This is a genomic window from Jannaschia marina (assembly GCF_013404595.1).
Classification (GTDB): domain Bacteria; phylum Pseudomonadota; class Alphaproteobacteria; order Rhodobacterales; family Rhodobacteraceae; genus Jannaschia; species Jannaschia marina.
Window position 1 is genome coordinate 489,105 of sequence record NZ_JABVAX010000002.1, and the last position, 24,624, is coordinate 513,728.

Below are 24,624 nucleotides of genomic sequence, written 5' to 3' on the forward strand. Positions count from 1 at the left end.
GGACGGCCCTTTTGCAGAAATGTAGCGCTGATCAGTCGATCTTCGGCAGGAGCGTGTCGAGCGAGGCTTTGGCGTCGCCGTAGAACATCCGCGTGTTGTCCTTGAAGAAGAGCGGGTTCTCGATGCCCGAGTAACCTGTGCCCTGACCGCGCTTCGACACGAAGACCTGCTTGGCCTTCCAGACCTCCAGCACCGGCATCCCCGCGATGGGGGAGTTCGGGTCGTCCTGCGCTGCCGGGTTCACGATGTCGTTGGAGCCGATGACGATCACGACGTCCGTGTCCGGGAAGTCGTCGTTGATCTCGTCCATCTCGAGCACGATGTCGTAGGGCACCTTCGCCTCGGCCAGCAGCACGTTCATGTGACCGGGCAGGCGACCGGCGACCGGGTGGATGGCGAAACGCACCTCCTTGCCCTTCGCGCGCAGCTTCTTCGTGAGGTCCGCGACGGCCCCCTGCGCCTGCGCGACGGCCATGCCGTAGCCCGGAACGATGACGACCGAGTCCGCCTCATTGAGCGCGTTGGCCACGCCGTCGGCGTCGATCGCCACCTGCTCGCCCTCGACGGCCATCTGCTCGCCCACCGGGCCGCCGAAGCCGCCCAGGATCACCGACACGAAGGAGCGGTTCATGGCCTTGCACATGATGTAGCTGAGGATCGCACCCGAGGAGCCCACCAGCGCGCCGACCACGATCAGCAGGTCGTTGCCGAGCGAGAAGCCGATCGCCGCGGCGGCCCAGCCCGAGTAGGAGTTCAGCATCGAGACGACGACAGGCATGTCTGCCCCACCGATTCCCATGATGAGGTGGTAGCCGATGAAGAGCGCCGCGACCGTCAGGATGGCGAGCGCCAGCGCACTGCCGGAGCCGAGGTACCAGAAGAGGCAGAGCGCGGAGATCGCCGCGGCACCCGCGTTGAGCACGTGCCCGCCGGGCAGTTTCTTTGCCGCGGTGTCGATCTTGAAGGGCAGGAGGCTCGAATTGCCCGACAGCTTGCCATAGGCCACGACCGAGCCGGTGAAGGTGATCGCGCCGATCCAGATACCGAGCGAAAGCTCGATCTGCAGGATCGTGATTTCGACCGGGATCTTCTTGGCGACCACCGTGCCGAAGCCGCGGAATTGCTCCACGACGGCCGCGGCGGCCGTGGCGACCTCCGGGGCCTCGTCATAGGCGCGCGGAAACGGCAGGCCGGCCTCCGCGAAGGCGGCGGCGACGCGGCCGATCTCCACATGGGCGTTGATGCCGACGAAGACCGCGGCCAAGCCCACAAGCGAGTGCATCGCGGCCACGAGCTCCGGCATCTGCGTCATCTGCACGCGGGTGGCGAGGACGTAGCCGATCGCGCCGCCCATCCCGATGAGGATGACCGACAGGGGCCAGAGCCCCGCGCCCGGCCCGACGAGCGTGGCGACAACCGCAATCGCCATGCCGACGATGCCGTACCAGATCGCGCGCTTAGCGCTCTCCTGGCTCGACAGCCCGCCGAGCGACAGGATGAAGAGGACGCCCGCGACCACGTAGGCCGCATTGGTGAATCCGAGTTCCATGGTGCGGCCCCCTTACGACTTCTGGAACATGGCGAGCATCCGCCGTGTCACGAGGAAGCCCCCGAAAATATTGACCCCGGCCATGAAAACCGAGAGCGCCGCCAGCAGGATCACCAGCCAGGAGCCGGATCCGATCTGCAGGAGCGCGCCGAGGATGATGATCGACGAGATCGCGTTCGTGACCGCCATGAGCGGCGTGTGCAGCGAATGCGCGACGCCCCAAATCACCTGGAAGCCGACGAAACAGGCCAGGGTGAAGACGATGAAATGCTGCATGAAGCTCGCCGGGGTAAAGAGCCCGGCCAGAAGCAGCAGCGCGCCGCCCACGGCCAGAAGCCCCACCTGGAACTTCGTCTCGGCCTGGAAGGCCGCGACTTCCTGCGCGCGCTTCTCCTCCGGCGTCAGCTCCTTCGGCTTCTCCTTCTTCTGCGTCGCGATCGCGGCCACTTTCGGCGGCGGGGGCGGCCAGGTGATCTCGCCCTCGTGGGTGATCGTGGCGCCCCGGATCACATCGTCTTCCATGTCGTGTACGACGACGCCGTCCTTCTCGGGCGTCAGGTCCGCCATCATGTGACGGATGTTGTTGCCGTAGAGTGTGGAGGATTGCGTCGACATCCGGCTCGGGAAGTCGGTGTAGCCGATGATCGTGACGTTGTTGTCGGTCACGACCTTCTCTTCGGGCTTCGTCAGCTCGCAGTTGCCGCCGCGCTCGGCGGCGAGGTCGACGATGACGGAGCCGGGCTTCATCGCCTCGACCATGTCCTTCGTCCAGAGGACCGGGGCCGGCCGGTTGGGGATGAGCGCGGTACAGATCACGATGTCGATGTCGGGGGCCAGCTCCCGGAACTTCTCGAGCTGCTTGGCCTGGAACTCTGGCGAGGACGGGGGCGCGTATCCCCCGGTCTCGGCCCCGTCGGGCAATTCGCTGTCCTCGAACTCGAGGAAGACGAACTCGGCCCCCATCGACTCGATCTGCTCGGCCACTTCTGGGCGCACGTCGAAGGCGTAGGTGATCGCCCCGAGCGACGTCGACGTCCCGATGGCGGCGAGACCGGCGACGCCCGCGCCCACGACGAGCACCTTTGCGGGCGCGACCTTGCCGGCCGCCGTCACCTGACCGGTGAAGAAGCGGCCGAAGTTGTTGCCCGCCTCGATCACCGCGCGATACCCGGCGATGTTCGCCATCGACGAGAGCGCGTCCATCTTCTGCGCGCGGCTGATGCGGGGCACCATGTCCATCGCGATGGCCGTCGCGCCTTTGGACTTCACGAGCTCCATCAGCGCCTCGTTCGAAGACGGATAGAAGAACGAAATGAGCGTCTGGCCCTTCACCAGGCGCTTGGCCTCGGTCTCGGTCGGGGGACGGACCTTGGCGACGATGTCGACCATCTTGAAGAGCGCGGCCGGCGTCTTCATCACTTCGACGCCCGCGGCCTTGTAGGCCTCGTCGGTGAAGCCCGCGGCCAGGCCGGCCCCCGCCTCAACGAAGACCTCGTGGCCCAGTTTCTGCAGATGCCCCGCGCTCTCGGGTGTGATGGCCACGCGGGCTTCGCCCTCGTGTACCTCTTTCGGTGCGCCGATCTTCATTGCAGTCTTTCCCCGTGGTGGTGACCTTTCGCCTTCTATCTGCGGTGCAGCGTAGCCTCAAGGCAACAGGCGTCGTAGCGACACTTTATTTCGAGGAGGATATTGACGTTGGGTAATCTTGAGGGACGGCACGCGCTCGTCACCGGCGGCGGCAGCGGCATCGGCCGCGCCATCGCCGAGGCGCTGCGCGACAACGGGGCAAGGGTCACCGTGACCGGGCGGCGGCGCGACAGGTTGCAGGAGGTCGCGGGCACCTTCGCCGTCGCCATGGACGTGACCGACCCTGCCTCGGTGGCTGAGGGCGTCGCCGCGGCGCGGGCCGAACAGGGACCTGTGCGGATTTGCGTCGCCAACGCAGGCATCGCCGAGGGCGCGAGCCTGCAGCGCACCGAGGAGGAGATGTGGCGGCGAATCATGGCCACCAACCTCGACGGGGCCTACCGCACGATCCGCGCCTGCCTGCCCGACATGACGGGGGCCGACGACGGCTGGGGCCGCGTCATCGCCGTCAGTTCCATCGCCGGCCTCAAGGGGCTCAAGGGTGCGCCGGCCTATACCGCGTCGAAACACGGGATGATCGGCCTGATCCGGGGGCTGGCCGCCGATCACCTCGGGCGCGGCGTGACGTTCAACGCGCTCTGTCCGGCCTACGTCGACACCGACATCGTGACCGACAACACCACCCGCATCATGGACCGCACCGGCATGTCCGAGGCGGACGCCCGCGACATCATGGTCGGCCAGAACCCGCACCGTCGCCTGATCGAGGTGGAGGAGGTGGCGGGTGCCGCGCTCTGGCTCTGCTCGGACGCGGCGCGCAGCGTCAACGGCCAGGCACTCCAGATCGCCGGTGGGGAATTCTGAGCCGACCCGGGGCGTGACCCGAAAGCCGCCATGCGATGGAATACCGCCGCGCCCGGCTTACAATCCGGGTGGGGGCCGCTCCTATCGCGCGACGCATCGCCCCGAGGAGACCTTATGCTCAAAGACTACCCGCAGCGCTACGAGCTCTCCAACGAACTCCATGCCCGCCCTTTCCCGGCGATGCAGATCGGGGGCGAAGCGGCCTTCCTCGCCGTCAAGCGCCCGGATGATGCTGCCAACCGCGACCGCGGGGCCGACCGCGCGCATCTGCTCGCCCTACTCGACCGCTTCGGGGCAGACCACCCGAAACCCGGCGCGACGCATTATTTCGGCCAGATCGGGCGCTACCGCCTGAAGTGGGAGAGCCACACCGAGTTCGTCACCTACACGCTCTTCACCGACCGCCTCGCCGCCAAGCCCTTCGACGGCGAGATCTTCCGCGGTTTTCCGGCCGACTGGCTGGCCGAGGCCCCGGGCGCGCGGCTCACGTCGATCCTGATCCGGGTCGAGGCGGCGGACGATGCCATCCCCGAACGACTGGCCGAGTGGTTCGTGCCCGAGAGCCTCGCCGCCTCCGCCGTTCTCGACCGCTGCGCGGTGATCGCGGGCGACTTCCGCATCGACGAGACCGGGCACCTGCGCTTCGCTCTCTTCCCCGAGGCCGGAACCGGAGAGCGGCGCGTGGGCCGGATCATCCAGCGGCTCTGCGAGATCGAGACCTACAAGACCATGTCCATGCTCGCGCTGCCCCGTGCGCGCGAGTTGGGGGCGCGCCTGTCCGAGCTCGACTCCCGCCTGTCGGACCTCGTCGGTCGCCTGCGCGAGGCCGATTGCGATGCCGAGGCCACGCTGGCCGAGCTTCTCTCCATAGGCTCCGAACTCGAGACGATGCTGGCCCGCTCGGCCTTCCGCTTCGGTGCGATGGGGGCCTATACCGCGCTCGTCGAGCAGCGCATCGAGGTCCTGCGCGAGGAGCGTCTCGACGGTCGCCAGACCTTCGCGGAATTCATGATGCGGCGCTTCGATCCGGCCATGCGCACCTGTCGCTCGGTCGAGAAGCGCATGGGCACGCTCGCCGAACGCGCCCGCCGCGCGGGCGATCTGCTCTCGACCCGCGTCAACGTCGAGCGCGCCGACCAGAACCGCGAACTGTTGATGTCGATGGACCGCCGCGCCGCGCTGCAGCTGCGGCTTCAGCGCACGGTCGAGGGGCTTTCGGTGGTGGCCATCGGCTACTACGCCGTCAACCTCGTGACCTACCTCGCCTACCCGGTGGGGGCCGCGGCGGGACTCTCGAAGGAGATGATCTCGGCGCTTGCCGTCGTGCCGGTGGTCGCGGGCGTCTGGTGGGTCGTGCGCCGCATCCGCAAGCGAGCGGGCGGCGGCTCCTAGTCGAGGCGGATCATGCTGCCCGCGCCGTGGCTGGTGAACAGCTCCAGCAGGACGGCGTTCGGCACCCGGCCGTCGAGGATGACGACGGCCCGCGTGCCCTGATCGAGCGCGTCGAGCGCCGTCTCCGTCTTGGGGATCATCCCGCCCGCGATCACACCCTCGGCCGTCAGCGCCCGCACCCGCGCCGCCGTCAGCTCGGTCACCACGTCGCCCGAGGCATCCTTCACCCCCGCGACATCCGTCAGGAGAAGCAGGCGATCGGCCTTCAGCGCCCCGGCAAGCGCCCCCGCCGCCGTGTCGCCGTTGATGTTGAACGTTTCGTCGTCCGCCCCCGTGCCGATCGGTGCGATGACCGGGATCATCTCGTCGCGAAAGAGCGAATGCAGCAGCCGAGGATCGACCGCCGAGGGTGTTCCGACGAAGCCGAGCTCCGGGTCGGTCTGCACGCAGGTGATCATGTCCGCGTCCTTGCCCGTCAGCCCCACGGCCCGCCCGCCGGCGGTGTTGATCGCCTGCACGATCCGCTTGTTGATCTCGCCCGCCAGCACCATCTCCACGACCTGCAGCGTCTCGGCGTCGGTCACGCGCTTGCCGCGCACGAACTCCGATTTCACGCCCAGCCGGTCCAGCATCGCGTTGATCATCGGCCCGCCGCCATGGACGATGACCGGATTGATCCCCACCGTCCGCATCAGCACCACGTCGCGCGCGAAACTCGCCATGCCCTCGTCCGAGCCCATGGCGTGCCCGCCCAGCTTGATCACCACGACCGCGTCGTCGTAGCGCGTCAGGTAGGGCAGCGCCTCGTTCAGGGTGCGGGCGATGGCGGCGTTGTCGCGGGTGGTCATGGCGTCCTGTTTCCTCATCGTCCGGGGCCTCGCGTCACTCCATCGTGGCGATGGTCGCACGCAGCGTCGGGATGCCCCAGCCCTTTTCACTGCTGGTCACGATCAGCTCGGGGAAGGCGGCCGGGTGCTTCGCGAGCGCGCCGCGCACCTGATCCAGAACCTTCTCGCGCTCGGCGTCCTTCACCTTGTCGGCCTTGGTCAGGACCGTCTGAAAGGGCACGGCGGAGCGGTCGAGCAACCCCATGATCTCCGCGTCCACCGCCTTGACCCCGTGCCGGCTGTCGATCAGCACGAAGGCCCGGCGCAAGGACGGCCGCCCCGAGAGATAGGCCTTCAACAGGGCCTGCCACTTGGCCACGACGGCGACCGGCGCATTGGCGAAGCCATAGCCCGGCAGGTCCACGAGGTAGTGGCTCTCCTCCAGGGTGAAGAAGTTGATCTCCTGCGTCCGGCCCGGCGTGTTCGACGCCCGCGCGAGCGACCGGCGGCCCGTCAGCGCGTTGATGAGGCTCGATTTGCCGACGTTGGAACGGCCCGCGAAGCAGACCTCCAGACGGTCGGCCGGGGGCATCCCCGACATCGCGACGACGCCCTTCAGGAAGTCGCCACCCGTCGCGAAGAGCTTCCGCCCCGCTTCCTCGGCGGCGGGCGAGGGGGCCTCGGCCAGGGGGAACGGCAGGCTCACGACGCCACCACGGCCGCGCCGCGCGCGATCTCGCCGCCCTCGACGACCTCCGCGTAGATCCCGAAGTCCTGATGGTCCCAGCTGCGCAGGACGCCCAGCGTATCCGCGTCGCGCCGCCCGGTTTCGGGGTTGGCCTCGGTCGCGCGGCAGCGGGTGATCCGCGCGCGCCCCTCGAGCACGGCGTCGCCGATGCGGAACCGGCGTCCGACGAGGTCGAACTCCTCCCAGGGGGCGAGGCCCTCCAGCCAGAGGTTGCCGCGCCAGCGGTGGATCGACAGAGCCCGCCCGAGCTTCTGCTCGACCGTGCGATGGGTGGCGAACCCGTGCACCGACACCCAGGCGTCCGGCACGTCTGTGAAGCCCGTCTCGCTCGCCACCACACCCGTCGGGCGCGGCAGGTCATCGGGCCAGATCGGCCCGAGCCAGTCCACGAGCGCCTCGGCCTGCGTGGCAGGGTCAACCGTCAGGTCGGGGCGCTCGGGATGGGAGAGCGTCACCGTGCCCGCCGCCGTGTCGAGTGTCGCCGTCACCGCCATCAGACCCGGCCCACTGACTCCGCGCAGGAAGTTCACCTTCTTGGCCCAGCCGCCCTCGACCGGCTTCGCCTTCTCGTGGGTCACGGCCCAGCGGCGGTCGTGGGGCAGCGTGCGCCCGGGCGCGAGCGCGACCGTGTCCAGCGGCTCGCGCCCGATCGCCTTGACCGGGTGCCGCCAGATCTCGGCCAGGGTCGCGGTCACGACTTGCCCTTGCCCTTCGCGCCGCCGCCCTTGGCGGTGTTCTCCGCATCCGCTTTCACCGGCCCCTTGTCAGGGCCGACCCCCGGCTCCGTCCGCTTCTTCTGGAAGCTCGACTTGATGTTGCCGAAGAGATCCGGCTTCGAGCCATGGCTGCGCATGATGAGGTACTGCTGGATGAAGGTGATCGTGTTGTTCGCGATCCAGTAGACGACGAGGCCCGAGGCGAAGCTGCCCAGCATGAACATGAAGACCCAGGGCAGCCAGGCGAAGATCATCGCCTGCGTCGGGTCGGTCGGGGCCGGGTTCAGCTTCTGCTGCAACCACATCGACACGCCGAGCAGGATCGGCAGGATCCCGATGAAGACGAGCGACAGGAGCGTGCCCGGATCGGGGGCCGCGAAGGGCAACAGGCCGAACACGTTCAGGATCGAGGTCGGATCGGGCGCGCTCAGATCCTGGAAGGGGCCGAAGAAAGCCGCATGGCGCAGCTCGATGGTGACGAAGATCACCTTGTAGAGACTGAAGAAGATCGGGATCTGCAGAAGGATCGGCAAACAGCCCGCGGCCGGGTTCACCTTGTTCTTCTTGTAGAGCTCCATCATCCCCTGCTGGAGCTTCTGGCGGTCGTCGCCGGCCCGCTCCTTCAGCTTCTCCATCTCGGGCTGCAATTCCTTCATCCGCGCCATCGAGACGTAGGACTTGTAGGCCAGCGGCAGCAGGATCGCCTTGATCCCGAGGGTCAGCACGATGATCGCGATGCCCATGTTGCCGATGATCGCGTTGAGGAAATGCAGCCCCGCGAAGATCGGCTTCGTCAGGAAGAAGAACCAGCCCCAGTCGATCGCGTCGATGAAGCCCGGCACGCCGTCGTCGTTCTGGTAGTGGCGCAGCTCCTCCCATTCCTTCGCGCCCGCGAAGACCCGGCTTTCGGAGGTGGCCGTCGCACCCGGCGCGACGTCGACGGTCGGCAGCCGCGTCTCGGTCTGGTAGATGTTGGCCCCGGGCACGTATTTCACGACCGTCGAGGCCGGGGTGCCGGCGGCGGGGATGAGCGTCGTCATCCAGTATTTGTCGGCAAAGCCGATCCAGCCGGCCTCGGTGATCTCGTAGCGCTCCATCGGGGCATTGCCTTCGGCGGGGTTCGCGTCGAGGTCGGGCATGTCGCCGTATTCCACCCGCTCCACGATGCCGTCGGCATGGGCGACGACGCCCTCGTGGCTGATGAAGAAGTTCTCCACGTCCGGCTCGCCGTGGCGCGCGATCTGGCCGTATGGGAAGAGGCGGATCGCGGCGTCGGTGGTGTTCTCGACGCCCTGCGTGACGGTGAACATGAAGTCCTCGTCGACCGCGATCGTCTTGCGGAAGAGGAGGCCCGCGCCGTTGTCCCACGTCAGCTCCAGCGGCGTCTCGGGCGTCAGTTCCGCGCCCTCTGGGGCCGTCCAGACGGTTTGTGCGGTCGGCACCGCATCGCCCGCGAGGTCGCCGCCGGGCACCCAGCCGTGCAGCGCGTAGTAGGCGTTGGGTGCATTCGCCGGCGACAGAAGCGTCACGATCGGCGCATCGTCGTCGAGCGTCTCCCGGTAGCCCTTGAGGGCCAGATCGTCGATCCGCCCCCCCGTGAGAGAGATGGAACCCGTCATCCGCGGGGTCTCGACGGGAATGCGCGTCGTGCCGGCGATGGCGCCCGCGCGGGTTGCGGTGGGGTCGGCGGCGACGGTCGCGGGGGGGTCGGCGGTGCCGCCGGGCGCGGTCGGCGCGACGGCGGTGTCCGGAGCCGAGACGCCGTCGGACGTCGGCACGTTGTCGGCCACCTGCTGCTCCGGCGGGAAGATCAGGAACCAGATCAGGAGCACCGCCGCGCTGAGCCCGGTGGCAAGGATGAGGTTCTTGTTCTGATCGTCCATTGGAGACCTGTCACGCCGGAGGGGGAGGTTGCGCGCCGTTCAACAGACCGCGGGGGCCGAGGTCAAGGCGATTCCGGGTGCCGGGCCGGGCTGCGGGCCGTGCGTCGATCCGCGGATGCCGGAAAGCGCCGGCTCTGCGGCGCAGGTTCCATCAGTCGCGGAACCCGCACCTGTCGGCAGCCACGTGGCAGCGAGGCAACGGTGCGACGTTCCGATCGCGCGGGATGCGACCATTCGTGCCGGAGGGTGCCAAAGCGTTCCGAGATCTACGTCGGCCTCTCGGCTAAGGGGCCGGGTCCGGTCTGAACGTTGGATGCCGCGCACCTTACCGGAGGCGCGGCGAAGCGCTTTGACCGTGTGTCGGCGTTGCGAGACACTTGTTCCGATGGCCTGTCTGAACCCTGCATCAACGTGGAGTAGACGCGATCGCCCGGCGGGATCCGGCGTCTCGTGCCGAAAGCGACCTGTCTGCGCGGTCGGTTGGGATGATGTCCCCGGCGATGTGCCGTCCGTGCCTCGGCCCGGTCCTCGATCGGCCTCCGTGCGCCGGCCGGCCGACTTGTCGGCAACCGGGCCGAGACGCGGGACGCGGGACGGCGGCCCCGATCCGAATCCTAGGCCGTGCCATGCGGACGCATGTCCTGCAGCCCCTCGACGGAGGTGGCCTGATGCTTGCGCGACCACGGCATCGTGTCGTCGAAGGGCATCGGGCGGGCGATGCCGAAGCCCTGCACGTGGGGGCAGCCCATTTCCGCGAGCGTCGCGTGCTCCGCCGCCGTCTCGACTCCTTCGGCCAGGGTGTCGATGGAGAGGCGGTCGGCCAGCCCGAGGATCGCGGCGACCACCTCCTTCTTCTTCGGGTCGGCGTCGATGCCCTGGATGAAGCTGCGGTCGATCTTGATGCGGTGGACGCCGAAGCGCGCGATATGGGCGATCGAGGCCGCACCGGTACCGAAGTCGTCGAGGTCGAGGCGGAAGCCCGCGTCCCGCAGGGCCTTGATGTTGCGCACGATCGTCTCGTCGCCGTCGCGCAGCGTCACCGTCTCGAGGATCTCGATCGCGATGCGCGCGGGCGCGATACCGTAGCGGTCGACCTGCCAGGCGATCTGCTCGGCAAGGCGCGGGTCGGTCAGCTGATCGAGCGAGACGTTGACGCCGACGCAGGGCACGGCGAGGCCGGCGCGGTCCCATTCCACAAGGGCGAGGAGGCTGCCCTTCAGGATCGCATGGCCGAGGTCGGCGGAGCGGCCGGCCGAGGCCACCGTTTCGAGGAAGCGGTCGGGCGTCAGCACGCCCAGATCCGGATGGTTCCAGCGGGCCAGGGCCTCGAAGCCGGCGATGCGGCCGCTGCGGGTGTCGACCTGGGGCTGGAACCAGGGTCGGATCTCGCCGTTCTGCAACGCCGTTTCGACCTGGGCGGCGAGGGTCTTGTCGGTTTCCACCTGGGTCTGGATATCGGCGTTGAAGGCGCGCACTGCGTCACCGCCCTGCCGCCGGGCGATCCGAAGCGCGCAATCGGCTGCGGCGAGCATCGCCGCGCCGCTGCGGACCGGGGCCATGGCCTCCGAACAGATGCCGATCGTGCAATGGACGCGCACGGCCCGTCCGTCGATCAGGATCGGCTCGGCGATCGCCGACTGCACCCGGTCGACGATGGCCATCAGCACGTCGAGATCGGCCCGCCGGGTCGGCGCGAGCAGGATGACCATCCCCTCCTCGCCGAGGCGGAATACCGCATCGTGCCCGCGCAGCGCCGTGCCGACACGCTGGGTCAGGCGGTCCATGATCCGATCCCCGGCCTCGGCCCCCCAGCCGGTGTCGGCGATGTGGAGCCCGTCGACCTCCAGCAACAGGACGGCGGTCGTGCGGGCGCGGCGGGCACATTCCTCCAGCACCCCGTCGACCGCCGCGTGCACGGCGGCACGGGCCATCGGACGGTCGCTGTCGATGCGGGGGCCCTTATCCGCCCCGTGACGGTCGCGGCCGCGGATGTCGAACGCGAGGCAGAGCGGCAGGACGACGACCAGAACCGCGGCGAGGGCGTCCTCGCCGAGCCACCATGCCACGGCCGCCGCCACCGGAAAGAGCATCATCCAGTCGACACGTTCCATTCGCGCCCGGAGCCGGGCAACGCGCGCGTCGCGGGGCGGAATGCTGTGCGGCATGAAACCTCCGGGTGTCGTCGCCTTCTGCTACGACGGTCGGGGTCAAGCGTTCCTTAACGCAGCCTCGGAATATCGCTCGAATTGTCATGATCTCCGCCGAGGCCCGCGAAGTCGAAGAGCGCGGGGTCGAGCATGTGCGACGGCCGCACCTGCGTGAGCGCCGAGAACATCTTGGCCCGCCGGCCCGGCACGCGTGCCTCCCAGTCGTCTAGCATCCGCTTGATCACCTGCCGCTGCAGCCCGTCCTGCGACCCGCAGAGATCGCAGGGGATGATCGGATATCCCATCGCCCGGGCGAAGGCGTCACAATCGGCCTCGGCGATATGGGCGAGGGGGCGCAGGAGCGTCAGATCCCCCTCGTCGTTCAGGAGCTTCGGCGGCATGGTGGCGATCTTGCCGCCGTGGAAGAGGTTGAGGAAGAACGTCTCCAGGATGTCGTCGCGGTGGTGGCCGAGCACGACCGAGGTGCAGCCTTCCTCGCGTGCGATCCGGTAGAGGTTCGCCCGCCGAAGCCGAGAGCAGAGCGCGCAATAGGTCCGGCCCTCGGGCACCTTGTCCTTCACGACGGAATAGGTATCGCGGTATTCGATCCGATGCGGCACGCCCATCCGGTCGAGAAATTCCGGCAGGACGGTCGCCGGAAAGCCCGGCTGCCCCTGGTCGAGGTTGCAGGCCAGCAGGTCCACGGGCAGGAGCCCGCGCCACTGCAACTCGGTCAGCACGGCGAGGAGCGTATAGCTGTCCTTGCCCCCCGAGAGGCAGACGAGCCACTTCGCCCGCGGCGCGTCGCTCGTGCGGTCGACCATGCCGTAGCGGTCGATCGCCTCCCGGGTTTCGCGCACGAGGCGCTTGCGCAGCTTGCGGAACTCGGTCGTCTTCGGCGCGCCGTGGAAGAGCGCGTGGATGTCGTCGCTCTCGGGCGCGTCGTGGAATGTGTCGGGCATGGCTCTGGCCTCGGGACTTGCCCGGCCCCCATAGCGGAACGGGGGCCGGGCCGCCACCGGTCAGGGCAGGTAGCGGGGGCTCTGGCGTGGCTCGAGCGGGTCGAGCCCGATGTCGCGCCGGACGTGGTTGGACAGATACCTCACGTCGGGCGGCCGCGCTCTGGGGCGCAGCAGTGCCCGCAGCGCGGCCAGGAGGACGCGGCGGGGCCCGTGCCGGGCGATGATGTCGTCGATGGACGGATGCGCGACGGGCGCGCGCAGACGGACTGCGGTCATGTGGTTTCCCCCGTATGGAACGGGGCCTCTGGTTGGAGATGGTCGGAAGAAGGACCGGCGCGTCACGCACCGCGGGCGGTGCTTTCAGACAATCCGATCCGGAGGGAAGGAGGCTGGTGCGGCCGTCAGCTGGCGGCGGACATCCAGGCTCCGGTGGCGCGGGCTCGGAGGTGGGCAGCTACGTGATTCATATCGCCCTCCTTCTCGAATGCCGGCGCTGCCGCTGGGTAACCCGCTCAGGTTGTGCGAGGAAAGGATTCGTTTGCCTCAGGCGAAGATCCGCCGGGATGCGTGGCCGATGGGCCGCGCCCTAGTCCGGCACGTTGTCGATGCCCGACCCGCCCCAGGGGTTGCAGCGCAGGATGCGGCGCAGGGCGAGCCAGCCGCCCTTGAGTCCGCCATGCTTCTCGAGCGCTTCGAGCGCATAGGCGGAACAGGTCGGGTGAAACCGGCAGTTGTGACCCACATGCGGCGAGAAGATCGCGCGGTAGGCATGGACGGGCCAGGACAGGATGCGCGCCAGCGGCGTCACCGGCGCTTGCCCTTCGGACGTGGCGGTCGTCCAGTCTCTGCCCTGCCGGAGTGGGCGCGGTCGAGCGCGCGGCGCAGATCGGCGCGCAACTCGGCGAAGTCACGCGCCGCCGTCGTGCCCGCCCGGCCGATCAGGACGTAGTCCCAGCCGGGCCGGGCGAGGGCGGGCAGGTCGAGCCGTGCGATCTCGCGCAGGCGGCGCTTCGCGCGGTTGCGCGCCACGGCGTTGCCGACCTTTTTCGAACAGGTGAAGCCGACGCCCACGCCCGGGTCGCCGTCGCCGCGGTCGCGCGCCTGCAGAAGGAAAGACCCCGCCGGCACCCGCAGTGCGCGGTTCATGGCGAGGAACTGCGACCGCACCTTCAGGACACGCAAAGACGCCGAAGAGGCAGGCCCCTCCGGCGTCGAAACATCGCGTCCGGTCAAGCGGTTTACGCCGACAGGGACTTCCGGCCGCGGGCGCGGCGGGCGTTCAGGATCTTGCGGCCGGCCTTGGTGGCCATGCGCGCGCGGAAGCCGTGCCGCCGCTTGCGGACGAGGTTCGAGGGCTGGAAGGTGCGCTTCATCGCGTTCGCTCCGACAGGTTTGGGCCGGATTCGGGCTTGAATCGACGGCGGGGGTAAACTGGAAGCCGCTCCCTAGACGGGCTGGCATGGGCTGTCAACGCCCCGTCCGGGGATTTCCCGACGCCTGCGTGCCATGGTCGGCGCGGCACAGATCGCCTATCTTCGTCACACCGCCGAGGACAGCCGCCCATGTGGACCATCGACAGCATCTCGCCCACCGTCCGGCCGCACGCCGATGCCATCCGGCGCGCGATCGACGCGACCCGAGAGCGCGTTGCCCGCCTCACCGACCCATGCCCCATCCGCTTCGCGCTCAAGGCCGACCGGACCCGGGCGTTGCCGATGCACGGCTTCGGCGGCTACTGCGGCGACCCGGACCTCATCCGGCTGTCCTTCGACCCGGCGAACCCCAACATGGTCGCCAACCTCGGCGCGACGCTGGAGCGGGTCATCGCGCACGAATACCACCACGCGCTCCGGGCGCAGGCCCCCGGATACGGCGCGAAACTGGGCTCCGCCCTCGTGGCCGAGGGCCTCGCCGGTCACTTCGTCCGGCAACTCCACGGCTCTCCGCCCGAACCCTGGGAGGCCGCGCTCACGGGCGAGGCGCTCGACCCCTGGCGGCAGACGGCCTTCGATCTCTTCGACCGCACCGGTCACGGCCATGCCCGGTGGTTCTTCGGGCAGGGCGATCTGCCGAACTGGCTGGGGTATTCGCTCGGCTACGATCTCGTCGGGCGTCACTTCGACCGCCATCCGGGCGAAACCGCGCTCAGCCTCGCGCACGCTCCCCACATGACCTTTCGCGACGCGCTTCTCCGCGACGGGGCATGATGCCGGATGTCGGAGAGGCTCAGGCAGTCGTAGCCTCCGCGATCGCTCCTCGGGCCAGTATTGCGCCCCCGGCCGGTTTGACGCACGATCGACCCCGGGCCTTGCTCGGGCCTCCGCCCTCCATCCGGGAAGCATTCGAATGCCGAGCAAATGATCGTGGATCTGTCTCGTTCGAGCCTGTGCATGAGGAGGGATTGCAGATGCGGCTTGAAGGAGGAGGAACCGAATGCATTTTTCCGCCCCAATCCACCGCTTGAAAAGACGGGCCCGGCTGCTGTCGCGGGACACCGGATGCCCGCTGCACCAGGCCCTCGACCGCATAGCCGCCGGGGAAGGCTTCCAAAGCTGGAGCCACCTCGCGTCGTCAGCCGCGTCCGAAAGTCCTGCGCTGTCGGTCCTGTCGCGATTGAGCGCCGGTGACCTCGTTCTTCTGGCGGCGCGGCCCGGCCACGGCAAGACGCGGTTCGGTCTCGAACTGGCGCTGCGGGCCGGCCGTCTCGACCGGAAGGGGTATTTCTTCACCCTGGACTACCACGAACGCGATGTCGCCGAGCGGTCGTCCGCCCTCGGGTTCGATCTGGCGACTGCGGGCCGCTCCGTCCGTGTCGATACCTCCGACGAGGTCTCGGCCGGCTACGTCATCGGGCATCTGGAGCGCGAGAGGTGCCCCGCCGTCGTCGTGATTGACTATTTGCAGCTTCTCGACCAGAACCGGACCAACCCGGGTCTCGGCGACCAGATCGCGGCCCTTCGGCGCTACGTCACCGCCTCCGGCGCGATCTGTGCCGTGATCTCGCAGATCGACCGGTTTTTCGAGCTGAGCGACAAAGCGATGCCGGATCTTTCCGATGTCCGCCTGCCCAATCCGCTCGACCTGTCGGCCTTCGACAAGGCGATCTTCCTGCACGACGGACGGATCCGGATGGAGCGGGCCACATAGGCACGCGCCGCTCCCGCGGATCGCAAGGACGTCGTCCGCGGGAGCGGGCCGGAACATCGCAGAGCGCGATCAAGCCAAGTCCATCTCGGTAACATCCGCCACCGCTTGCCGCGCCAACCTGAAACATTCGCCCGCCATGGGCCGCCCGGCGCACACGCGCCCTCAAGTGCCCGTGAGGGGGGATATGATGGTCTCCCCGCAACGTTCATTCCCTGATCCAACCGCGGATCGCACCCCCGACCCCGATCCGCACCCTTTACAGACTGGATCGAACAATGACCGATGGAACCATGACAGACCCCGACAAGCCGCGCGGCAAGATCGCCCGCTACCTTCCTCTCGCCACGATCCTCGTGGTCGCGGCCTTCGGCGCCTTCTTCCTGCGCGACTACCTCAGCTTCCAGACGCTCGCCGACAACCGCGAGGCGCTGATCGCCTTCCGCGATGCCAACTACATCCTGACCGTGGTCGTCTTCATGGCGGTCTACATCGCCATCGTCGGCTTCTCCCTGCCGGGTGCGGCCATCGCCACGCTGACGGGCGGCTTCCTCTTCGGGCTCTTCCCGGGCGCGCTTTTCAACGCCGTCGCCGCGACCATCGGCGCGACGGGCATCTTCCTCGCCGCGAAATACGGCCTGGGCGACAGGCTCGCCGCCAAGATGGACGCCTCGGGCGGCGCGGTGAAGAAGATCAAGGACGGCATCCGCGAGGACGAGACCTCCTACCTCTTCATCATGCGCCTCGTCCCGGCGGTGCCCTTCTTCGTCGCGAACCTCGTGCCCGCCTTCGTGGGTGTCAGCCTCAAGAAGTTCGTCTTCACCACCTTCTTCGGCATCCTGCCGGGCAGCGTCGTCTACACCTGGGTCGGGGCCGGCCTCGGCGAAGTCTTCGCCCGCGGCGAGACGCCCAACTTCGGCATCATCTTCGAGCCGCAGATCCTCGGGCCCATCCTCGGACTCGTGGCGCTGGCGCTGCTGCCGATCATCCTCAAGAAATTCCGCAAGCAGAAGGGGGCCTGAGCCATGAACGCGCTGAACACCCCCGACGACATGCTGGCCACGAAGGAGCCCGCCATGGAAGAGATCAAGACCGACGTGCTGGTCATCGGAGCCGGCTCCGGCGGGCTCAGCTTCGCCGCCGGCGCAAGCCAGATGGGCGCCGACGTGACCCTGCTCGAAGGCCACAAGATGGGCGGCGACTGCCTCAACTTCGGCTGCGTGCCTTCCAAGGCGCTCATCGCCGCCGCCAAGCAGGCGCAGGCCATGAAGACGGGCGAGAAATACGGCGTGAAACCCGTCGCGCCCAAGGTCGACTACGCCGCCGCCAAGGGCCACGTCCACAAGGTCATCGACACGATCGCCCCCGTCGACAGCCAGGAGCGGTTCGAGGGCTTCGGTGTCCGCGTCATCCGCGAATACGGCGTCTTCACCGACAAGGACACCGTCGTCGCGGGCAACTACCGCATCAAGGCGCGGCGGATCGTCATCGCCACCGGCTCCTCGCCCTTCGTGCCGCCGATCCCCGGCCTAGACAGTGTGCCGCACTACACCAACGAGAACATCTTCGACCTGATGGAGCAGCCCAGGCACCTGATCGTGATCGGCGGCGGCCCCATCGGCATGGAGATGGCGCAGGCCCACATCCGGCTCGGCTCCAAGGTCACCGTGATCGAAGGCGCAAAGGCCATGGGCAAGGACGACCCGGAGATGGCCGCGATCGTCCTCGACCGCCTCCGGGCCGAGGGCGTGGAGATCGTCGAGGGGGCCAAGGCCGAGCGTATCTCGGGCAAGGCCGGCGCGATCACCGTGCATACCGACAACGGCGACTTCAGCGGCTCGCACCTCCTGATGGCGGTCGGCCGCAAGGCCAACATCGAGCGGCTCGACCTCGACAAGGCCGGGATCGAGCATGACCGCGCCATCAAGGTCGGCTCCGACCTGCGCACCACGAACCGCAAGGTCTATGCCATCGGCGACGTCGCCGGCGGGCTGCAGTTCACCCATGTCGCCGGCTACCACGGGGCCACGGTGATCCGCCCGATCCTCTTCGGCCTGCCGGCCAAGGCGCGCACCGACCACATCCCCTGGGCCACCTACACCGACCCGGAATTGGCACAGGTCGGCCTGACCGAGGCGCAGGCGCGCGAGAAGCACGGGAGCGCCCTCGAGGTGCTGCGGTTCGAATACGACGAGAACGACCGCGCCATCGCCGAAGGCAAGACCGAGGGCCTCATCAAGGTCATGGTCGTCAAGGGCCGCCCCGTCGGCGCCTCCATCGTCGGGGCGCAAGCGGGCGAGCTCATCGGCCTCTGGGCCCTCGTCATCGCCAACAAGCTCAAGATCGGGGCCGTCGCCGCCATGGTCGCGCCCTATCCGACGCTGGGCGAGATCTCCAAGCGCGCGGCGGGGCAGTACTACGTCCCCCGCCTCTTCGAGAGCGGCACCGTCAAGAAGGTCGTCCGCCTCGTGCAGAAATACCTGCCCTGACGGGCTTGCCCCTGCCCCCCGCGGGGGGCAGGGGCCATAGTGACGCAACGCCCACCGACCGGACCGCACATGTTCAAGTCCCTCTCCGGCCGCTTCCTGATCCTGACGGTCATCTTCGTGATGCTGGCCGAAGTCCTGATCTTCGTGCCCTCGATCGCGCGCTTCCGCCTCGACTACCTGACCGACCGGATGGAGCGGGCGCAGATCGCCTCGCTCGCCCTCCTCGGCACCGGCGACATGATCGACGACGACGTGGAGGCCGAACTCCTCGACAACGCGGGCGTCCTCAACGTCGTCCTGCGCCGCGACGCCCTGCGGCAGCTCGTCCTGTCGTCGGATCTGCCCGGGCCGGTCGTCCGCACCGTCGATCTGCGCGACCCCTCGCCGCTCGCGCTCATCGGCGACGCCATGCGCCGCTTCGCCATGCCCGCGCCCGAGGTGATCCGCGTGATCGCCGAACCCGCGCGCGGTGGCGGCGTCCAGATCGAGGCGGCCATCGACACGGGCGACCTGCACAGGGCGATGATCGACTACGGCATCACCATTCTGTGGCTCTCGCTCGTCATCTCGGTCATCACCTCCGTCTTCCTCTTCCTCGCCGTGCGCCGGCTCATGGTCATGCCGGTCAAGAAACTGGCGCGCGAGATGATGAGCTTCGCCTCCGCCCCCGAGGACGCGCGCCGCATCATCGAGCCGTCGAGCGAGGTGCGCGAGCTGCGCGAGGCCGAGACCGCGCTCTTCGATCTCGAAACCCAGCTGTCGCAATCCCTGCGCCAGAAGCAGCGCCTCGCCCAGCTCGGCTCCGCCGTCGCCAAGATCAGCCACGACCTGCGCAACATCCTGACGACCGCCACGCTCCTCGGCGACCGGCTCGAGAAGGTCGAGGATCCGACCGTCAAGCGCGTCGCCCCGAAGATCGTCCGCTCGCTCACCCGCGCCGTGACGCTGACCGAGGGCACGCTGGCCTTCGGCAAGGCCGAGGAGAGCCCACCCGCGCTGCAGCTCATCGACGCCTGCCCCTTCTTCGAGGAGATCTGCGAGGGCGAGCAACTCGCCGTCGATCCCGGGGAGATCCGCATCCACCATTCGGTGCCGCCGGGCTTCATGCTCCGCGTCGACCCCGAACAGATGCACCGCGTCATCGGCAACCTCATCCGCAACGCGCGCCAGGCCGTGCAGGCCACGGGGCAGGGAGGCGAGATCACCGTCGCCGCGACCGACGCGGGCGACAGCTGGCAGATCCGCGTGAGCGACACCGGCCCCGGCCTGCCGCCCAAGGCGCAGGAAAACCTCTTCCAGGCCTTCCAGGGCAACGTCCGCAAGGGCGGCACGGGCCTCGGCCTCGCCATCGCCTCCGAACTCGTCCGCGGCCACGGCGGCACGCTCACGCTCGAGATGACGGGCGAGACGGGCACGACCTTCCTGATCGAACTGCCCCAGGAGATGGGCGAGGTCTGAGAACAGCCCTCAGCCGAGCGTCTTGAGAACCCCGTGATCGAGCAGATGCGCTTCGGCGCGGTTGCAGGCCTCGATGTCCGGTTTCTTGAGCGTCATCATCCGCTCCTGCAGCAGCATGAACGTCCCGCCCCGCACGGGCTCGACGGCGGCCAGCGCGTCGCCTGTCTCTGCCAGAAGCTCCGGCATCCAGCCCATCCAGCCGAAGGAGCGGCGGTCGGGAAAGAGGTTGCGCTGCAGCCCGACATAGACCTGCGGCTGCGCGACGATCCAGTCGAAGTCCCAGATGTCCATCATGGCGAACATCATGTCCTTCATGATCCGGGCGTCCTGATACCAGAAGTCCTCTTGGTCGCGCATCGGCATATGGAGTATGACACTCCCAAAGCTTCGACTGCTTCGATCGACGACGCGCTCGATCGTGCCGGAACGTCGGCCGTCGGTGCGAAACGACATGGAGAGAAGCGCGCCAGCGTATTCGGCGCGCCAGCGCCGATCCGCCTCGATCATGTCCGCGAGGAAGCTCTCGGGGTCGTCGAAAAGAAACCGTGTGTACGGGAGTGACGAGAGGCGCTCGATTTCGGCCAAGTCTTCCGCCGACTCCTCGTCTTGCAGAAGCAGCCTCTCCGTTAAGGCCTCGCCTTGCGCGACGGCCTCCTCGTCCATCGCACCGAACCTCGAGAACATCGGATGCAAAGGTCGTAGGTATCTCGCCAAACGCATCATTCGCCCGAATTCGTCCCGAACGCCGTTTGACGTATCTTTCGGCGGGGTGCTCCCAGTGATGCCGTTTATGATGTACATGCTCACCTCTCGATAGGCCGCCACGCAAGCTGAGGGCAGAATATCGGCCCCAACCGCCCAGACCCTCAGCCGAGCATCTTCAGAACCCCGTGGTCGAGCAGATGCGCCTCGGCGCGGTTGCAGGCCTCGATATCCGGTTTCTTCAGGTTCATCATCCGCTCCTGCAGCAGCATGAATGTCCCGCCCCGCATGGACTCCACGGCGGCCAACGCGTCACCGGTCTCCGCCAGATGCTCCGGCATCCAGCCCATCCAGCCGAAGGATCGCCGGTCGGGGAAGAGCTGCCGACTTAGGCCGATGTACATTGTCGGCTGTGCCACGATCCAGTCGAAGTTCCAGATGTCCATGACAGTTTCCATGATACCACGCATGGTCCGGGCATCTTGAAACCAGAAGTCGTTCTCGTTCTGCATCGGCAAGGTCATCCGAAATCTATCGAGGTGAGTGTTTGGAATGATCCGTCTTTCAATCTTGCACGGAGTGCGCCCCTGGGATCGGAGTTCGATGAACCAGTGAGACTCCGGTGATGTGCGAACAGCTCCGTTCTGCCTTTCAAGCAGTGAAAATATGGCCTCCGGATCCGTCGATAGATATGTCCTGTCTCCCTCAAGCGCCAGTCGGTCGAGTTCTGCAATTTCTTCGTCGGTCGGGTCGAAGTTCTCCCAATCGACTGATTCTGGTATTATTTTGCCGATTTCTGCGCTTGTTCTTTCGGAAAGAATGCTAATGGTATCGAACAATTCATGTAGGTGTCGCAATTTCTCGACCAATTTAATGCATCTCTCAAATTCGAGTCGTAGCGGGTTTTCGGAGTCCTGCCCTGTCAAATCGCGGTTCGTTTTTCCACTAATGTCATACATCGAACATCTCTATTTTATGAAGCCCGCATGAGGGTCAGGATGGATCGGGTTTGGAGTATAAATGACAGATGCGGGAGGGGCAGTCTGTTCTAGCTCTTGCGACAGAACAATGACGAGCGAAATCTGTGCACAGTGCCACTGTAACTGCACAGGGGGCCGAGGCCGCGCCGCCGCATTTTGTCGATCGAACTCATTCTTGATGACTTCTCCGGCGGGAATAGGTTGCCGTAGGACCCAGCCACTCCAGTCTACTGACTTGATCTCGGGATCGGAAAACAATCCTCCATCGGAAGTTTCAACGTTAAGAAGATGACTGTAGTTATCTTTTGCCTCGACCAGCGTGCAGACCGACCGCCAGAAGCCGTCGAACGTCACCCCGTTGTAGGCGTATTCCACGCCGCGCGGGAAACCGGTGATGAACTGCTGATAGGCCGCGGCGCGGGCCGACATGTTCCAGTTGGCCGCAACCGGGCTGCCGCGATTGGCCTCGCAGGCCTCGCAGCGGGCGGGATCGGCGGCGCAGGCGGCTTCCATCTCGCGGGCGAGGGCATTGGCGCGGGCCTGCGCATCCGCGTGCTCGTTGCCGACGTCGGTGTAGTCTTCCGGTGCCAGCGTCCCTGCCGCCACGGCCGCCTGATAGGCCGTCCGGGCGGCCTGGCTCGCGGCCTGTTGCGCGGCGCGGCGCATGACGGCCCGCAGGGCCTGTCGCGCAGCCATGCGGGCTCCGATGGCTCCAGCCACCCATATCCCGCCCCAAACGACGGCTGGAAGTGCCATCACGTCATCCTTTCGGCCATGGCGTCGAAACGCCGGTTCAGAACGGTATCGAGGTCGCGGAAGGATTGATCCGGGTCATCCGAGCCCTCGAACAGCCGCCGCACGACATCCTGACGATGCAGCCCCGGTGCGAGGGCGACCGAGGTGATGATGAATTTCGCCCGCACCTGTCCGTTGCGCAGACGGAACGCGTTCGCCATCGACCAGGCGTCATGAACCTCCCGCTCCAGCGCCCGTCGGGAGAGATGGGAGACGTGATCCGGGAAGGTTTCGGCAATGCGATCGGCCAGGAGGGCGCGCCGCTGCGTCGTCAGGATCGACCCGATCGTCCTGCGGTCCTCCTCGGTCAGCGTCCCCGGGCGGTCCCGCGCCGCCTCAGTGGCGTGCAGGACATAGACGTCGCCATCCACCCGGCCGACCAGGGAGAGTTCGGGCCCGACGAGAGCGCTCATGTGCCGAACGCCCGCGTTCAGCATTCCGAGGATCAGATCCATGTCCCAGAAGCGAAGGAATAGCCGTTCCCCCGTCGGCGTGACCGTCGGGCGGTGAAACTTGCGAAGATGCCGCGTCAGGGTCGACAGATCCCAGTCGGTCAGCAGGAAGAGACCGGGGTCCACGTTCCACAGGCCCCGGGGCCGCACGTCCGACATCGTGTCGAGGAGCAATCGGTCGTCGCGGGTGACATGGGCGATCCAGGGCAGATGGTCGCCGAGGTCGACCGCGTCGCGTTCGCGCAGCAGGCAGACGGCTTCGGCCCCGTCGTGATCGAGCCGCTCCGCAAGGCCCACCACGCGCGCGGCATCCAGCATCAGATAGACCTTGCGCCCGTCGTCGAACAGAAGATCGAGAAGCCTGTCATGGTCGAGCGGGCTCAGCCCGGTCAGGGTCGGCGCATACTCCATGCACCGAGGCTACGCAAACGGCCGATCGTCTGTCCAGCACGCCTCTCCGGGGGCGGGGCGGCGGCGGGATCGCGCATCCGGACCTTTGTACAAAACGTCCAGTTCCGCGTTCGAGGTTTGTACAAAACGTTCAAAACGCCCGTCCGGACCGCGGGCCGAAGATTTCCCAACTTCCCCCTTGCGCCCTCCGCGCCTCGGGTCTATTCCGCCCTCCGTAGTGCGCTGGTAGCTCAGTTGGATAGAGTACTTGACTACGAATCAAGGGGTCGGGGGTTCGAATCCTCCCCAGCGCGCCATCCGTCAAAATCTGACGCGACGCATAGTTCTGCCATTTGCGTCGTGACCCTTGCCATTCCTCCACAGCCTCATGCCGATCTCCGGGCGTTTCGTTGTGGTTTGTCCTGACGGTCCCGAGGGATAGTCAGGGGCGATTTGGAGGGCGGACGCCGTAGGCGCCCGTTCCTGCAAATCTGCCACGTGGCGAACGCGGGAGGGGGCGAGGCCACCCTATTCGACAGGGGTGGTGCGGCCCGCAGGCGCAGCCGAGGACACGGCCCTGTCTAATGGGGTTGCCCGAGGGGGAGGGCAGCGTCCTCCCCCTACGGCCAGGGGCGTTCGGCTTGCCCGAATCCCCCTGGCCCCAGAAACGACAGCGGCGGGCCGATGGCCCGCCACGTCAGACTGGATGATGTGTTTCAGATGAACCTAGATCTGGTCCGCCGAGCGTTCCAAAAACCCGGATCGACTTCTGAAGGACGTTTCAGATGCTATCCGGGAACGTTCTCGATGGCTGCACCCTATAGCACCACGCCGCCCCTCAACATCGCTGCCGTCTCTCGCAACATTGCCTCGTGGTCGGCACCGGTCCGGAGCCAGTGGCGCATGGCGCCCTCGACGGTGCCGTGGGCCATGGCGGCAAGGAGATTGGGATCGCCGTCGCGGAACGCTCCGGCAGCCTGCGCTTCCGCAATGTTGACGGCGATCCCGGCGCGGACCCTGTCGCCGGGCAGGCGTCCGTCCTTATGGACGACGTCCGTCGTCATGGAGAGCACGTGCAGCTCGGCGCGCCGCGCGTCCATCAGTTCGAAGAGCGCGGCGCAGACGGCATCCAGCCGGTCGGCGTGGGGCGCCTCGCTAATCCAAGCTCGTTCGATGCACGCGACGAACTCGACCTCCAGCGCGTCGTGCATGGCGCGCAGGAGCGCGATCTTGTTCGGATAGAAGCGATAGACCGTGCCGACCGCGATCCCGGCCTCGCGCGCGATGCCAGCGATGGAAACGGCCTCGAAGCCATCGGCCGCGAAGCAGCGCATGGCAGCGCTGTGCAAGGCCGCGCGCTTGGCGTCGGGATCGCGTGTGCGCCGTTGGGGCGATGCCCGCTTCGGTCCGGACGCGTCGTCGCCGAACTGTGCGGAAGGTTTGGTCTGGGGTTGCTCGCGCGTCACGAAAGTGAATTTCGTTCAATACCGTTGACGAAGCAAGACGTCGGCGTAGGTCTTTAGTGAATGATATTCATTA

24 protein-coding genes and 1 tRNA gene are annotated in these 24,624 nt (G+C 67.3%); 8 read left to right on the forward strand and 17 right to left on the reverse strand.

Annotated elements, in window-relative coordinates; translation table 11 throughout:
• Positions 1 to 31: 31 nt before the first annotated feature.
• Both HSX43_RS06290 and HSX43_RS06295 read right to left on the reverse strand, forming a co-directional pair.
• Positions 32 to 1,549, reverse strand: coding sequence for an NAD(P)(+) transhydrogenase (Re/Si-specific) subunit beta (locus HSX43_RS06290; protein WP_179379229.1), 1,518 nt, complete (start codon positions 1,547 to 1,549; stop codon positions 32 to 34).
• A 12-nt stretch (positions 1,550 to 1,561) separates the two neighbouring features.
• Positions 1,562 to 3,136: a Re/Si-specific NAD(P)(+) transhydrogenase subunit alpha gene (locus HSX43_RS06295; protein WP_179379230.1), complete on the reverse strand. Its 1,575-nt coding sequence runs from the start codon at positions 3,134 to 3,136 to the stop codon at positions 1,562 to 1,564.
• A 102-nt stretch (positions 3,137 to 3,238) separates the two neighbouring features.
• Between HSX43_RS06295 and HSX43_RS06300 the strand changes: the two genes are divergently transcribed.
• Both HSX43_RS06300 and HSX43_RS06305 read left to right on the forward strand, forming a co-directional pair.
• Entirely contained in the window at positions 3,239 to 4,000 is a 762-nt protein-coding gene (locus HSX43_RS06300; RefSeq protein ID WP_407929362.1) for an SDR family NAD(P)-dependent oxidoreductase, read from the forward strand.
• A 114-nt stretch (positions 4,001 to 4,114) separates the two neighbouring features.
• Positions 4,115 to 5,392, forward strand: a complete 1,278-nt coding sequence (locus tag HSX43_RS06305; protein ID WP_179379232.1) for a DUF3422 family protein — start codon at positions 4,115 to 4,117, stop codon at positions 5,390 to 5,392.
• Here the strand turns inward: HSX43_RS06305 and argB are convergent.
• From argB to rpmH, 10 genes are all read right to left on the reverse strand, one after another.
• Entirely contained in the window at positions 5,389 to 6,258 is an 870-nt protein-coding gene (gene argB, locus HSX43_RS06310) for an acetylglutamate kinase (RefSeq protein ID WP_179379233.1), read from the reverse strand. The two genes, HSX43_RS06305 and argB, sit on opposite strands and share 4 nt — an antisense overlap.
• 16 nt (positions 6,259 to 6,274) lie before the next feature.
• Entirely contained in the window at positions 6,275 to 6,925 is a 651-nt protein-coding gene (yihA, locus tag HSX43_RS06315) for a ribosome biogenesis GTP-binding protein YihA/YsxC (protein WP_179379234.1), read from the reverse strand.
• Positions 6,922 to 7,662: an MOSC domain-containing protein gene (locus tag HSX43_RS06320; protein WP_179379235.1), complete on the reverse strand. Its 741-nt coding sequence runs from the start codon at positions 7,660 to 7,662 to the stop codon at positions 6,922 to 6,924. The genes yihA and HSX43_RS06320 overlap by 4 nt, the downstream gene beginning before the upstream one ends.
• On the reverse strand, positions 7,659 to 9,566 hold the full coding sequence (gene yidC / locus HSX43_RS06325) for a membrane protein insertase YidC (RefSeq protein WP_179379236.1): 1,908 nt from the start codon (positions 9,564 to 9,566) through the stop codon (positions 7,659 to 7,661). The genes HSX43_RS06320 and yidC overlap by 4 nt, the downstream gene beginning before the upstream one ends.
• A gap of 614 nt (positions 9,567 to 10,180) precedes the next feature.
• The gene (locus HSX43_RS06330) at positions 10,181 to 11,731 is read right to left on the reverse strand and encodes a putative bifunctional diguanylate cyclase/phosphodiesterase (RefSeq protein WP_179379237.1); all 1,551 of its coding nucleotides are present in this window, start codon (positions 11,729 to 11,731) and stop codon (positions 10,181 to 10,183) included.
• Positions 11,732 to 11,784: 53 nt separating this feature from the next.
• Positions 11,785 to 12,675 carry a tRNA 2-thiocytidine(32) synthetase TtcA gene (ttcA, locus tag HSX43_RS06335; RefSeq protein ID WP_179379238.1) on the reverse strand — a complete coding sequence of 297 codons (891 nt, stop codon included), beginning with the start codon at positions 12,673 to 12,675 and terminating at the stop codon, positions 11,785 to 11,787.
• 60 nt (positions 12,676 to 12,735) lie between these two features.
• Positions 12,736 to 12,951, reverse strand: coding sequence for a hypothetical protein (locus tag HSX43_RS06340; protein ID WP_179379239.1), 216 nt, complete (start codon positions 12,949 to 12,951; stop codon positions 12,736 to 12,738).
• Positions 12,952 to 13,261: 310 nt separating this feature from the next.
• Positions 13,262 to 13,483 carry a membrane protein insertion efficiency factor YidD gene (gene yidD / locus HSX43_RS06345; RefSeq protein ID WP_179379240.1) on the reverse strand — a complete coding sequence of 74 codons (222 nt, stop codon included), beginning with the start codon at positions 13,481 to 13,483 and terminating at the stop codon, positions 13,262 to 13,264.
• The gene (gene rnpA, locus HSX43_RS06350; protein ID WP_407929363.1) at positions 13,480 to 13,908 is read right to left on the reverse strand and encodes a ribonuclease P protein component; all 429 of its coding nucleotides are present in this window, start codon (positions 13,906 to 13,908) and stop codon (positions 13,480 to 13,482) included. Before rnpA ends, yidD begins: the two co-directional genes overlap by 4 nt.
• 5 nt (positions 13,909 to 13,913) lie before the next feature.
• Positions 13,914 to 14,048, reverse strand: a complete 135-nt coding sequence (gene rpmH, locus HSX43_RS06355; protein ID WP_012177012.1) for a 50S ribosomal protein L34 — start codon at positions 14,046 to 14,048, stop codon at positions 13,914 to 13,916.
• A gap of 189 nt (positions 14,049 to 14,237) precedes the next feature.
• Here rpmH and HSX43_RS06360 point away from each other — a divergent pair, with 189 nt between their 5' ends.
• From HSX43_RS06360 to HSX43_RS06380, 5 genes are all read left to right on the forward strand, one after another.
• Entirely contained in the window at positions 14,238 to 14,882 is a 645-nt protein-coding gene (locus tag HSX43_RS06360) for a DUF2268 domain-containing putative Zn-dependent protease (RefSeq protein ID WP_179379242.1), read from the forward strand.
• A 226-nt stretch (positions 14,883 to 15,108) separates the two neighbouring features.
• Entirely contained in the window at positions 15,109 to 15,822 is a 714-nt protein-coding gene (locus HSX43_RS06365) for a DNA helicase (protein WP_179379243.1), read from the forward strand.
• Positions 15,823 to 16,112: 290 nt separating this feature from the next.
• Positions 16,113 to 16,841 (forward strand): TVP38/TMEM64 family protein, encoded by a 729-nt coding sequence (locus tag HSX43_RS06370; RefSeq protein ID WP_179379244.1) that lies wholly within the window; start codon positions 16,113 to 16,115, stop codon positions 16,839 to 16,841.
• Positions 16,842 to 16,895: 54 nt separating this feature from the next.
• A complete protein-coding gene (locus HSX43_RS06375) occupies positions 16,896 to 18,308 on the forward strand; it encodes a dihydrolipoyl dehydrogenase family protein (protein WP_179379297.1) in 1,413 nt (470 codons plus the stop codon).
• 69 nt (positions 18,309 to 18,377) lie between these two features.
• A complete protein-coding gene (locus HSX43_RS06380; protein ID WP_179379245.1) occupies positions 18,378 to 19,766 on the forward strand; it encodes a sensor histidine kinase in 1,389 nt (462 codons plus the stop codon).
• 9 nt (positions 19,767 to 19,775) lie between these two features.
• On the opposite strand, the gene HSX43_RS06385 is transcribed toward HSX43_RS06380, so the two are convergent.
• From HSX43_RS06385 to HSX43_RS06400, 4 genes are all read right to left on the reverse strand, one after another.
• Positions 19,776 to 20,450, reverse strand: coding sequence for an Imm52 family immunity protein (locus HSX43_RS06385; protein WP_179379246.1), 675 nt, complete (start codon positions 20,448 to 20,450; stop codon positions 19,776 to 19,778).
• A gap of 182 nt (positions 20,451 to 20,632) precedes the next feature.
• Positions 20,633 to 20,926: an Imm52 family immunity protein gene (locus HSX43_RS06390; protein ID WP_179379247.1), complete on the reverse strand. Its 294-nt coding sequence runs from the start codon at positions 20,924 to 20,926 to the stop codon at positions 20,633 to 20,635.
• 510 nt (positions 20,927 to 21,436) lie between these two features.
• Positions 21,437 to 22,144, reverse strand: coding sequence for a Tox-REase-5 domain-containing protein (locus HSX43_RS06395; RefSeq protein ID WP_179379248.1), 708 nt, complete (start codon positions 22,142 to 22,144; stop codon positions 21,437 to 21,439).
• Positions 22,145 to 22,203: 59 nt separating this feature from the next.
• Positions 22,204 to 23,106, reverse strand: a complete 903-nt coding sequence (locus HSX43_RS06400) for a DUF4123 domain-containing protein (protein WP_179379249.1) — start codon at positions 23,104 to 23,106, stop codon at positions 22,204 to 22,206.
• Positions 23,107 to 23,325: 219 nt separating this feature from the next.
• On the opposite strand from HSX43_RS06400, the gene HSX43_RS06405 reads away from it, so the two are divergent.
• Positions 23,326 to 23,402, forward strand: a tRNA-Arg gene (locus HSX43_RS06405).
• 501 nt (positions 23,403 to 23,903) lie between these two features.
• On the opposite strand, the gene HSX43_RS06410 is transcribed toward HSX43_RS06405, so the two are convergent.
• Positions 23,904 to 24,551: a TetR/AcrR family transcriptional regulator gene (locus tag HSX43_RS06410; protein ID WP_179379250.1), complete on the reverse strand. Its 648-nt coding sequence runs from the start codon at positions 24,549 to 24,551 to the stop codon at positions 23,904 to 23,906.
• Positions 24,552 to 24,624 lie beyond the last annotated feature (73 nt).